Source organism: Pseudoalteromonas rubra, from assembly GCF_000238295.3.
Taxonomy (GTDB): domain Bacteria; phylum Pseudomonadota; class Gammaproteobacteria; order Enterobacterales; family Alteromonadaceae; genus Pseudoalteromonas; species Pseudoalteromonas rubra.
Genome location: NZ_AHCD03000034.1, coordinates 312,127 through 324,857, shown reverse-complemented (window position 1 = coordinate 324,857; position 12,731 = coordinate 312,127). Strand labels below are relative to the sequence as shown.

11 protein-coding genes and 1 pseudogene are annotated in these 12,731 nt (G+C 45.9%); all 12 read left to right on the top strand.

Annotated features, from left to right (window positions below; translation table 11 throughout):
* Entirely contained in the window at window positions 1-1,236 is a 1,236-nt protein-coding gene (gene flgL / locus PRUB_RS10750; protein WP_010385614.1) for a flagellar hook-associated protein FlgL, read from the top strand.
* 379 nt (window positions 1,237-1,615) lie between these two features.
* Complete coding sequence (locus tag PRUB_RS10745; RefSeq protein WP_010385616.1) at window positions 1,616-2,578, top strand: flagellin N-terminal helical domain-containing protein; 963 nt, start codon at window positions 1,616-1,618, stop codon at window positions 2,576-2,578.
* 530 nt (window positions 2,579-3,108) lie between these two features.
* Window positions 3,109-4,074 (top strand): flagellin N-terminal helical domain-containing protein, encoded by a 966-nt coding sequence (locus PRUB_RS10740; RefSeq protein WP_010385617.1) that lies wholly within the window; start codon window positions 3,109-3,111, stop codon window positions 4,072-4,074.
* 163 nt (window positions 4,075-4,237) lie between these two features.
* Entirely contained in the window at window positions 4,238-5,200 is a 963-nt protein-coding gene (locus PRUB_RS10735) for a flagellin N-terminal helical domain-containing protein (RefSeq protein WP_010385618.1), read from the top strand.
* 82 nt (window positions 5,201-5,282) lie between these two features.
* A complete protein-coding gene (locus PRUB_RS10730; RefSeq protein ID WP_010385619.1) occupies window positions 5,283-5,714 on the top strand; it encodes a flagellar protein FlaG in 432 nt (143 codons plus the stop codon).
* A 24-nt stretch (window positions 5,715-5,738) separates the two neighbouring features.
* Entirely contained in the window at window positions 5,739-7,145 is a 1,407-nt protein-coding gene (gene fliD, locus PRUB_RS10725; protein ID WP_010385620.1) for a flagellar filament capping protein FliD, read from the top strand.
* A gap of 9 nt (window positions 7,146-7,154) precedes the next feature.
* Entirely contained in the window at window positions 7,155-7,583 is a 429-nt protein-coding gene (gene fliS, locus PRUB_RS10720) for a flagellar export chaperone FliS (RefSeq protein WP_010385621.1), read from the top strand.
* 13 nt (window positions 7,584-7,596) lie between these two features.
* Window positions 7,597-8,571, top strand: a pseudogene (gene fliD / locus PRUB_RS10715) (flagellar filament capping protein FliD); the annotation flags it as partial.
* A gap of 9 nt (window positions 8,572-8,580) precedes the next feature.
* Window positions 8,581-9,009, top strand: a complete 429-nt coding sequence (fliS, locus tag PRUB_RS10710; RefSeq protein ID WP_010385621.1) for a flagellar export chaperone FliS — start codon at window positions 8,581-8,583, stop codon at window positions 9,007-9,009.
* Entirely contained in the window at window positions 8,978-9,295 is a 318-nt protein-coding gene (locus tag PRUB_RS10705) for a hypothetical protein (RefSeq protein ID WP_021032941.1), read from the top strand. Before fliS (PRUB_RS10710) ends, PRUB_RS10705 begins: the two co-directional genes overlap by 32 nt.
* Before the next feature lie 18 nt (window positions 9,296-9,313).
* Complete coding sequence (locus PRUB_RS10700; RefSeq protein ID WP_010385623.1) at window positions 9,314-11,395, top strand: motility associated factor glycosyltransferase family protein; 2,082 nt, start codon at window positions 9,314-9,316, stop codon at window positions 11,393-11,395.
* Window positions 11,396-11,400: 5 nt separating this feature from the next.
* A complete protein-coding gene (locus tag PRUB_RS10695) occupies window positions 11,401-12,729 on the top strand; it encodes a DUF4910 domain-containing protein (RefSeq protein WP_010385625.1) in 1,329 nt (442 codons plus the stop codon).
* Window positions 12,730-12,731: the final 2 nt, after the last annotated feature.

Below are 12,731 nucleotides of genomic sequence, written 5' to 3'. Positions count from 1 at the left end.
ATGCGTTTATCTCAAAATATGATGTATCAGAATAATCTGAACTCAATTCTCGATAGTCAGCAAGATGTGAATAAAGCGATGCAGCAGGTTAATACGCAAAAACGCGTGCTGACTGCATCAGATGATCCTTCAGCAATGGCACGAGCCTTATTGTACACAGATAGGATCCAGACCAATGAGCAGTACACAAAAAATCTGACCATGCTTAAAGGTCGTCTGGATACACAAGAGGGTGTGCTGGATAACATTAAAGATTCATTAACGCGTGCTTTGACCCTGACCGTTCAGGCTGGTAATGGCTCTTTGGTTGATGTCGACCGGGCTTCATTATCAGAAGAGCTAAGCGCTATCCAAACGGCAGTGCACGATTTGATGAATGCGAAAACGGAAGATGGCCGATATATTTTTTCCGGTTATCAGGATAATACCGAAGCCTATTCCTATAACAGCACGCAGCAGCGTTACCAATACAATGGTGATCAGGGACAGCATAAAATTAAGGTTGCAGAAGGCGTTGAAATTAAATCCAGTGATAACGGGTTCGATGTCTTTGAAAGCGTACCAACGCGACTAAATGTCGCGTCTAATACCGCGACTGTGTCGGGGGGCGTGGTGAGCTCGGATGTGTATGTGACCAAACAAGGTCCATTTGATGAGTTTCATAAAGCCAATTATAACCCGGATCCAACAGCCCCTGCCGGCTCGAATACATTTAGCCTTGTACTTGCGGCGGGTACGCCTAATACCTATAGCTTGCAGCAAGGTGCAACGGTATTAGCAACCGGTAGCTATGAAGAAAATCACATTGAGGTTGAAGGCATGGAGTTTAGCTTTACAGGTAATGCCCCTGCGCAGATTGATTTTGACCTTGAAGCTCCCCAAAAAGACAACGTGCTCAATATGCTGGATGACCTGGTTACGGCATTGAATGACACGACACTCAGTGAAAAAGATTATCGTCAGGTATTGGCTGATTCGATGATTGGTATAGATAACGCAAAAAACCGCGTTTCACAGACTCAGTCTGGTTTGGGAGGCAGGCTCAATACCGCAACGCGTATTACAGATGCGAATGCAGACCTGGACATTAACAACAAAATTGCAAAAGCAGAGCTAGTTGAGCTGGATATGGCCGAAGCCATTACCGATTTGACCAAACATGAAACCGCACTTCAGGCATCGCAGGCCACCTTTGGCCGATTGTCTAATCTATCTCTACTCGACTACATCAGGTAATCCGTCCTGGAAGCGGCTTTTGGGAGTTATCCCTGTCGCTTCCATTTTACTTCTTTTTTATCCAGTTTAGATTCTAACTTACTAACTTTTATATACTTTGCTGCTCTGTATCAGAATTCTCTGGGGATTTTGGGGTGGCAATTTATTTCCCATTCTCTGCCGCTTTAGAAAGTAAATTTCAAATAAAAACAAAAGGATGAAATTTTTTTAGAAAATTTTCTAAAGTATTTTTCCCACTGCCCGATAACTTAAGTAACCAAGCCGGAGAGTGAAAACAAACCTCGAAGGCTATGAGAGAAAGTTTTAGAAGTTTGAGAGTGGGCACTTACAGAGTAAGCACTCAAAGAGTAAGCACTCAGATTATAGTGGGAGAATCACCATGGCACTTTATGTAAATACTAACGTAAGTTCATTGAATGCTCAAAGACAATTAAACAATTCAGGCAACTCGCTGGATGTTTCCTTCAAGCGTTTATCATCGGGCTTCCGTATCAACAGCGCTGCTGACGATGCAGCAGGTCTACAAATTTCAGACCGTTTGACTTCACAAATCAACGGTTTAAACCAAGGTAACCGAAACGCAAATGACGGTATCTCGCTAGCGCAAACCGCTGAAGGTGCGATGGACGAAGTTACCTCAATGTTCCAGCGTATTCGTACCCTGGCACAACAGGCATCAAACGGTTCAAACACAGACGAAGACCGTTTGGCAATCCAGGAAGAAATCCGCTCACTGTCTTCAGAAGTGAACCGGGTGGCAGCAGATACAACCTTCGGTGGTCAGAACCTTCTGGATGGTACTTACTCTGCAAACTTCCAGGTTGGTGCTGACGCAGTACAAACCATCGGCTTCAGCATGCAAAATGTTGCCGGTACAACCAACGATATGCAGGCAAATGGTGGCTTCACACTGTCTGGTATTGCAGGCATTGCAAGTGGTGTAACCGGTGTTGCGCTAAGTGCGACAACAGAAACCATCAGTACAAACATTGGTACTGAGGCAGATGCGAAGGTTTTCTCTAACGTATTTACTGAATCAGGTATCTCGGTATCATCTCAGGCAAATGCGCAGGCAGTATTAGCTGGTATGGACAACCTGATTGCGGTTGTTGATAAGAAACGTGCAGAGCTAGGTGCGGTACAAAACCGCTTCCAGTCAACGATTCGTAACCAGTCAAACATTTCTGAGAACCTGTCAGCTGCGAAATCACGTATCAAAGATACTGACTTTGCTCAGGAAACTGCAAGCTTGACTAAAATGCAGATTCTGCAACAGGCGAGCCAGACAATCCTAAGTCAGGCTAACCAGCGTCCTCAGGCTGCACTAAGTCTACTGGGATAAGTTAGGTAGGAAAACAGGTGCCCGGACTTGATGGGGTATTAGCCAGGGCACCCAATTGGATGATAAAGCGGAGGAGCTTAAATCCAATTACAGTTCATCAAAACAATGAACACGTTAATATTAGCACTTTCCGTGCCAATATTATGAAAAAATATTGACACCCACTCTCAAACTTCAAAAAAAGAGGCTGCCAGGCCTCTTTTTCTTTATATTTATTATTCATATACGTGGGATGGTTTGAGGTATAACACCGTTCAATACATCTGAAAGGCCCTTCCTTACAGGCATTACAGTGATGTTAGCTATATAAAGAGTATAGTTCAGTTCACGATATTACGACTCCCTGGCACGATATTCACTTTGTCAAAATTTATTGGCACACACCTTGCTTTATTCATTCCAGAAGAAATTTAGTTTGTACAAGCGGCATTGGATTGCCCCTTCACTGAGCCCCGGCCAGTGATAACAATTGCCTCCTTGTACGCCAATGAACAGCTCAATGCTGAGCATTTGTATAGAGAGAGTGAATCATGGCTTTATTTGTAAATACCAATGTCAGTTCCATTAATGCGCAACGACAACTACAAAATTCCGGTGTTGAGCTGGATACGTCATTCAAACGCCTATCTTCTGGTCTGCGGATCAACAGTGCGGCAGACGATGCTGCAGGTCTGCAAATCTCAGACCGATTACAGTCGCAGATCCTGGGTCTTAATCAGGGTAATCGAAATGCTAACGATGGTATTTCACTTGCTCAGACAGCGGAAGGGGCAATGGATGAAATTACCTCTATGTTCCAGCGGATCCGGACTTTGTCGCAACAAGCAGCGAACGGCTCGAACACGGATGAGGACCGTCTGGCAATTCAGGAAGAAATTCGTCAGCTGGCGGCAGAAGTAAACCGGGTTGCCAGTGATACCACGTTTGGTGGTCAAAACCTGCTAGACGGCTCGTACTCAGCTAATTTCCAGGTAGGTGCCGATGCGGTACAAACCATTGGCTTTAGTATGCAGTATGTGGGTGCCACAACTAACTCTATGGCTGATAATGGTGGTTTTACCCTGTCAGGTGTAGCGGGTGTTGCCAGTGGAGTGTCAGGCGCTGCACTGAGTGCGACGACAGCAACCATCAGTACAAATATTGGTACTGAAGCGGATGCCAAAGTGTTTTCAAACGTCTACACAGCAGCTGGTATATCAGTGTCATCGCAGGCCAATGCTCAGGCTGTTATGGCAGGTATGGATGCTCTGATTGCGGTTGTAGATAAAAAGCGGGCTGAGCTGGGTGCGGTACAAAACCGATTCCAGTCGACAATCCGAAACCAGGCCAATATTTCAGAGAACCTGGCTGCTGCAAAATCTCGGATCAAAGATGCGGACTTTGCGATGGAAACAGCTAAACTAACTAAAAATCAGATCCTACAGCAGGCCAGCCAGACTATACTAGGTCAGGCAAACCAGCGTCCGCAGGCGGCTCTGAGCCTGTTACAGGGTTAATAACACAAAAAAAATAAAATAATTTGCAAATAAGGCTAAAGCTTTCGCTTTATCAGTCGATAGCGGATTTAGAGAACTATAAATCTAGGACTCTAAATCATCGCTGCTGGCAGGGTAGGGGTATCCCGTCTCAGCGAGTTATATTGATAAAGCGGAGGCTATTATGGCTTTATATGTAAATACCAATGTGAGTTCATTGAACGCACAGCGGCAATTAAATAAATCCTCAGGAGCGTTAGATACGTCTTTCCAACGCTTATCATCGGGTTTGCGCATTAACAGTGCAAAAGACGATGCTGCAGGTATGCAAATCACCAACCGTCTTAACGGTCAAATCAATGGTCTGAATCAAGGTATCCGAAACGCGAACGATGGTATCTCACTGGCGCAAACCGCAGAAGGTGCGCTGGACGAAACCACTCAGATGTTCCAACGGATCAGAACACTTGCGCAACAGGCATCTAACGGTTCAAACACCGATGAAGACAGACTGGCACTGCAAGAAGAAATTCGCTCTCTTTCAGAGGAAGTAAACCGCGTTGCAGCTGACACCACCTTTGGTGGCCAGAACCTGCTTGACGGTACATACGACGCGAACTTCCAGGTAGGTGCCGACGCGGTGCAAACCATCGGCTTTAGTATGCAGAACGTTGCCGCTACAACCAACGACCTGCAAGCTAACGGTGGGTTTACCCTGTCTGGTATTGCGGGAATTGCCAGTGGTGTAACCGGAGTGGCATTGAGTACCACCACCGAGACCATCAGTACGACGGTAGGCGCAGCTGCGGACGCTAAAGTGTTCTCCGATGTGTTCACTGAGGCGGGTATTTCGGTGTCTTCACAGGCCAATGCACAGGCAGTACTGGCTGGTATGGACAATCTGATTGCGGTTGTGGATAAAAAACGTGCGGAGCTGGGTGCGGTGCAAAACCGATTCCAGTCAACGATTCGTAACCAGTCAAATGTTGCGGAAAACCTGACAGCTGCACGTTCTCGTATTCAGGACACCGACTTTGCTGCAGAAACGGCGAGTTTGACCAAAATGCAGATCCTGCAACAGGCAAGTAGTTCAATCCTGAGTCAGGCTAACCAGCGTCCTCAGGTCGCCCTGTCGCTCTTAGGCTAAGAATAGTGTAACGTCAAGTTTGCATGAGAAATCGCGAAACTTGGCGTATACTTACAGTTAGACTAGAGATTGGAGGTGTATTGTGAAAGAGATTCAGGCAACATTAGGGCTTGGTTCGAATAATGCGGTGCTCACTCCTGGTCAAATTAAGCCTGAGGAAAGTGCTGAGACGCTCCGGGCTGTGGAGAAGTTAACCAAGTTGGTTGATAACCCCTCAGTGCGGGCTCAGGATAAGCAAAAGGAAGAAGCTGATCCTGATGCACAGGACAAATTATTCGCCCAGGTGAAATCTGATCTGGCAAAGCTGAATGACTTTATACCGGTCACGGCAACCAATTTGTCGTTCGAGTTTGATGATAAAGGTAATCCGCCTTTCATCAGAGTCATCGACAAAGGCAATGATGAAGTGATCAGGGAAATTCCCTCAGAGGAATTTCGCGAAGTTGCTAAGGCTTTGGAGGAATTTGCCGATAAAGTATCAGGAAAAGGTTTGCTGTTTGACAGGACAGCATAAATGAAAGTGAATTGGAGGTAGCAAATGCCACTTATAACGTCTGCAGGCGTCGGCTCAGGTCTGGACTTGGAGAGTATTATTAAAGCATCGGTTGATGCCGAAAATATTCCCAAGATGCAGGCCTTCGTCAAGAAAGAAGAGTCTTTGAAAGTCGAGCTCTCTGCCTTGGGCGAGGTTAAGTCTGCTATCTCCAAGCTCAACGACACAGTTAAAAAGTTAGCTGACCCTGAAAACTTTGGTAAAAGGGTCGCTAATATCACTCAACCTACATCTGGCGATATCATTAGCGTGACACCGACCTCAGATATCTCAGTGGGTAACTTCGATATTGCCGTCAAACAATTGGCACAGGGGAGCCGTGCCGTTTCGGCTGATGGTGCTTACACGTCAATTGACGATGTCGTGAGTGCCACCGGAGGGACGTTAACGTTTGGTGCCGGAGTCGATAATAGCTTCACGCTGGATGTGACTGCGGGCATGACGCTGGGTGAACTGCGAGATGCGATAAATGCGTCAGATTCAAATTTTGGTGTGACGGCCAATATTGTAAATACAGGGACCACTACCGGTTCTAAATTGGTATTCACCTCCAACGTTACTGGTGAAGACAACAGTTTGACCATTACTAATGACAATGCCGAGCTGGATGCCGTGTCCATTGGTACACCAGGTGGGATGACGATTGATCCCGATGAGGACGCACGTAATGCGATTATTACGATAGATGGTCTTGAAGTACAAAGTGATACCAACACCTTTAAAGATGCGGTTCAGGACATGACCATCAAGGCCCTAGCGAAAAGCGAAGGGAATGATACCGATGGCTATGACACAGCAAGTTTGAATGTTGACTACGACAGAGACTCAGTGAATACGCTGATTGATGAGTTTATTTCGAACTATAACAACCTGATTGGTAACATCGGTTTTCAGACTCGGATTGGTAAACCGCTAAACGGCGATTCATCGATGCGGACGCTTAGTGACCAGTTGATTACTACCTTATCCACTAACCTAACCGATGCGGGTCCATTTGAAACTATATTCGATATCGGTTTAGGGGTAGACAATGATGGTTACCTTGAAAAATCGTCGTTAGTACGTAGTCTTAATGATGCAATGGACAGTAACTTCGATGATATTGGCACAGCGTTTGCAGGAGATAATGGTGTCGCCAAGCAGCTAGAGTCGTTGCTTGACAATTATGCAAGCTCGAGCGGTTTGATTAAAGATCGAGAAGATGGTTTGAACGGCCAGCTCAGTGATTTAGAAGACGATGTGGAGAATCACGAATTTCGCATGGCGTCTTTAGAAGAGAGATTACGAAAGCAGTATGCGGGGCTGGATGTATTGATTGCCCAGATGCAGCAAACGCAATCTTATTTGGGCGCTCAGCTCGCGAATTTGCCAGGGTTCACCAAGTCTAAGTAAGGAGCCATTATGTACAACGCAAGAGTTAAAAATTATCAGAAAGAAGCACTGAAAACGCGTGTAGCAGGTGCTGATCGGTACGAAATTATTCAAATGCTAATGGCTGGCGCAGTAGAGAAAATGGTACTTGCCAAAGTCTCAATTGAAAAGCGCCACCTGGAAGCAAAAGCAGAGCATATTTCAAAAGCCTCTGCGATTTTAGAAGCACTTCGTGGCTGCCTGGATTTTGAAGTAGGCGGAGAAGTAACCGAGAATTTATACGCTTTGTATTCTTACATGATAGACCGGCTACTGGATGCCAGCATTCAGAATGATCCGGCGATTATTGACGAAGTGTCAAATCTGTTAAAGGAAATTAAATCAGCCTGGGATGCTATCCCTGTCGACGTTCGTCAGCAGACATTGAATGACAATGGCGCTGATGCTAATGTCGGTTAACTTTTCGGATATAGAAGCATCTTTAGAAGCGGGCATGACGCTGGGTGAACTGCGAGATGCGATAAATGCGTCAGATTCAAATTTTGGTGTGACGGCCAATATTGTAAATACAGGGACCACTACCGGTTCTAAATTGGTATTCACCTCCAACGTTACTGGTGAAGACAACAGTTTGACCATTACTAATGACAATGCCGAGCTGGATGCCGTGTCCATTGGTACACCAGGTGGGATGACGATTGATCCCGATGAGGACGCACGTAATGCGATTATTACGATAGATGGTCTTGAAGTACAAAGTGATACCAACACCTTTAAAGATGCGGTTCAGGACATGACCATCAAGGCCCTAGCGAAAAGCGAAGGGAATGATACCGATGGCTATGACACAGCAAGTTTGAATGTTGACTACGACAGAGACTCAGTGAATACGCTGATTGATGAGTTTATTTCGAACTATAACAACCTGATTGGTAACATCGGTTTTCAGACTCGGATTGGTAAACCGCTAAACGGCGATTCATCGATGCGGACGCTTAGTGACCAGTTGATTACTACCTTATCCACTAACCTAACCGATGCGGGTCCATTTGAAACTATATTCGATATCGGTTTAGGGGTAGACAATGATGGTTACCTTGAAAAATCGTCGTTAGTACGTAGTCTTAATGATGCAATGGACAGTAACTTCGATGATATTGGCACAGCGTTTGCAGGAGATAATGGTGTCGCCAAGCAGCTAGAGTCGTTGCTTGACAATTATGCAAGCTCGAGCGGTTTGATTAAAGATCGAGAAGATGGTTTGAACGGCCAGCTCAGTGATTTAGAAGACGATGTGGAGAATCACGAATTTCGCATGGCGTCTTTAGAAGAGAGATTACGAAAGCAGTATGCGGGGCTGGATGTATTGATTGCCCAGATGCAGCAAACGCAATCTTATTTGGGCGCTCAGCTCGCGAATTTGCCAGGGTTCACCAAGTCTAAGTAAGGAGCCATTATGTACAACGCAAGAGTTAAAAATTATCAGAAAGAAGCACTGAAAACGCGTGTAGCAGGTGCTGATCGGTACGAAATTATTCAAATGCTAATGGCTGGCGCAGTAGAGAAAATGGTACTTGCCAAAGTCTCAATTGAAAAGCGCCACCTGGAAGCAAAAGCAGAGCATATTTCAAAAGCCTCTGCGATTTTAGAAGCACTTCGTGGCTGCCTGGATTTTGAAGTAGGCGGAGAAGTAACCGAGAATTTATACGCTTTGTATTCTTACATGATAGACCGGCTACTGGATGCCAGCATTCAGAATGATCCGGCGATTATTGACGAAGTGTCAAATCTGTTAAAGGAAATTAAATCAGCCTGGGATGCTATCCCTGTCGACGTTCGTCAGCAGACATTGAATGACAATGGCGCTGATGCTAATGTCGGTTAACTTTTCGGATATAGAAGCATCTTTAGAAGCGGTAGATGCGGCTTGCCAGGCCGGCGAGCTTGAGGAGGCGCAGCGCCTTTTTAAACAGTTTGACGAACAACTCCGCTCAACATTAACAAACGATATGCTAGCTGAATCAGAAACAATTCAGCAGGCAGCGTTGGCGCTTTTTAACCATATCCAGACACTCACCGCAACACTCCAGCAAAATAAAACGACAGTCGCAAAAGAGCTGTCGCAGTTTGTTGGTAACCAAAAAAAGATCAAAGCGTATAAAAGTACTTAATACGACATTGGCTGATGTATGAACAAAGACCCCATATCACAACAACTAGAGTCCCTCAGCGAAAAACTCTCCGAAACAACAGCGCACCAGGCTCGCGAGGCGAAATTCGCAGAAGAAGCTAACCTGCGTTTCAGCAAAAACCTGCAAAGTTTTGAGAAATACTATCCAGATATTGCTAAGGCCATTAACAATCACAGTGTTCGAGAGGAGTTTTGTCTCCACGTGACCACGTCAGGTCATGGTAACTTCGTCCCCAAAGACAGCGATGCGCCCATTTATTCTCAGTCGCCGATAGAGCAAACCACAGAGCAGGTTGAACGGCAGCTTCGTAAGCCAGTTTTGAGCCTGACCGATTATACTGGGTACGGCGAGCATCAGGAAGATGAGCGTTTGCATGTTCGCTACATGACTGAACTGACGAAGCTCATGATCGATATCCGCGAACAAGGGGCTGCCCCGCTCAGCACCATGCCTGAGCATTTTCCCAGTGCCATTATTTTCGGCATTGGTCTGGGCTATCATGTGCCATTGTTGCTTGAGCGAACCCAGTTCGATTACATCTTTCTGATTGAACCTGATTTTGAGCAGTTTTTTGCCAGCCTGTTTTGTACTGACTGGTTCCAGGTTATTGCCGATATCGATGAACAGGGCGGGTGTTTATTCTTCCATTTAGGGATAGATCACAGTTTATTTATTCAGGACGTAGAGAAAGTAGCCGAAGACGTAGGGGCATTTGCCCTGGTGCGTAGCTTTTGCTATCAACATACTCCAGGAAAAGAGCTTAATACACTGATAAAACAGTGGATTAAGGATTATTTTCGCTTTCAGTTTGGACATGGCTTTTATAATGACGCCGTGACAGGCCTGGCACATGGTATCCATCATATCCGTAATCAGGCTGCCTGGCTGACCAAAGAAGCGCAAGACCTGAACAAGGATACGCCTGTATTTATCATTGGTAATGGGCCGTCACTGGACGAAGCTGAGGCGTTTATCAAGCGCAATCACAAAAAGGCCATTATTATTGCTGCGGGCACCTCTATTGCGACCCTGTACAAAAAGGGGATCCCGGTTGATTTCCACGTACTTGTCGAGCGGCCTTATTCCAACTACAAGATCTTTGGTGAAATAGTGCCACCGGAGGTGTATGCCAATACTAATTTGGTTGGTCTGAGCACGCTATACCCTGATACAAACCATAGATATAAATGGTCTGGCATTGCCGCAAAAGGCTCAGAAGCAGGCACGTCTCTGCTAGATATATTGGCCTTACAACATCTTTCTCAGACCTTACCTAAGATCCCATATAGTAACCCGGTCGTTGCAAATGCAGCGTTATCGTTCGTGTTATATCTGGGATTTCGTAACGTGTATCTGTTTGGAGTGGATAATGGCAAGGCGCCGGGTGGTGCACATCACAGCAAAGACAGCATCTACCGGGCACGAAATGACGACACCGAGGGGGAAGGCTTTTACCACCTCGAGATAGAAGGACATTCGTTACCAGGCAATTTTGGTGGTCATGTTCTGTCGAATGACCTGTTTATGATAGCCCATGCTCAGCTGGAAAAATTGCTGAGATATTATGATGTAACTACATGCCTCAATGTGGGGAGCGGTGCAAAAATTGATAAGGCTATGGCAGTACATGCAGAAGATCTGCTCGATATTGAAGGTCAATATGATATTGAAACCACGGTGGAGCAGATAAAAGCAGAGTGCTTTAGTACATTCCCGCTTGACGATGTTAGCGAAGAGGCCATTGCGCTGGATGGGCTAAAAGAACTGACCGAGCATATTTGCAGTATTGCCGCAGAGCCTGTTACAAGTCGCCAAGAAGCTGCTGATCAACTCAGACGTCAAGCGCGCTATTTGTACGCTTACAAGCAGTCGAAATGGGGCCACTTATTTCACGTAATTCGAGGGTCGTTGCTGTATTATCATTGCCCGTTGATAACGCTGTTATATACCTATGAAGACGAAGCATTTTGTCTTGAACAATATCAACGATTAAATCAGCTTTGGATGAACTATATCAAAGAAATCTATACACATTTTTGTGATCATTACACTGAGAAGTGTGATCTGGGACTGGAGTAACTCAAGTGTCGTATCAAGAAACAGAAGCGTTTTATAATGACCTTTACGATGAGCTGTTTCCTATTCTCAGATCGATCACCGGTCCCGGGCTGAGGCAAAGCTACGATATTTTTGGTCGATACCTGCCTCTGGAGCGCTTGTCGATCCCTACAGGCACCGCACTGTTTGACTGGCAGGTGCCGCAAGAGTGGCACTGCGATGAAGCGTATCTGTTAGGGCCGGATGGTGAGCGTGTGGCGGATATGCACAGGCTTAACCTGGAAGTGGTTAATTACTCAGAGCCGGTGGATGTCACACTGTCTCTGGAAGAGCTGCAATCTCATTTATACAGCTTACCTGAGTTACCCGAAGCCGTCCCTTATGTCACCAGTTACTATAAAAAGCGCTGGGGGTTTTGTCTTAGCCAGATACGTCGTGATCAGCTCAAACCGGGTCAATATCGTGCGGTGATCAAGAGCCGCTTTGTAGACGGACACCTGGATATAGCTCAAACCGTTCTTGAAGGGCAGTCAAAGCAGGAGGTGTTACTTAGCTCCTACCTGTGTCATCCCTCAATGGCGAACAATGAACTGAGTGGGCCACTGGTATTACTGGGTCTATATCACAGGATAAAACAGTGGCCTAATCGTCGCTATACATATCGTTTTATGCTGCACCCGGAAACCATAGGGAGCCTGGGTGTGCTGCATCTGATGCAGGATCATTTTCGTCAGCACCTGGTGTCCGGGTTAGTGTTAAATTGCTTAGGGGGCGAGCCTCAGGAGTTGGTGTTTAAACATAGTCGTAATGACAATGGGCTGCTGGATAAATTGCTTTATCACTTGAGTGAGCAAGGCGATGGCCACAGCAATATCCCTTTTAGCCCGCTCAGTGGCTCTGATGAGCGCCAGTATAATGCGCCCGGTTTCCAGTTCCCTGTATGCTGTGTGAGCCGCAGTTTTCATACTGGTTATAAGGAATATCACACCTCATTGGATAATAAATCGTATATGGGGATCAAACCACTGCTGGATAGCATTGATAAGCTTGAAAAGATTTTCCTGGCGTTTGAGCAAAGTGCGCGCTTTGAAAATACCCACCCCTATGGTGAGCCTAATCTGGGTAGTCGGGGATTGTACCCGACGTTGAGCTTTTTCAGTGAAGAGCGAACTCGTCAGCTGGATGAGCTGAATCATATTAAGATGCTGCTGTGTTACAGCGATGGGCAACATGACACCATAGACATCGCAGGTAAGTACAATCAATCTGTCACGGAATTTGCAGGTGCAATCAGTAAACTGGAGGCGCATGGTTTGTTAAAAATGTTGCCACCCCAGAGTCAGTTGGAGGCGTAGTT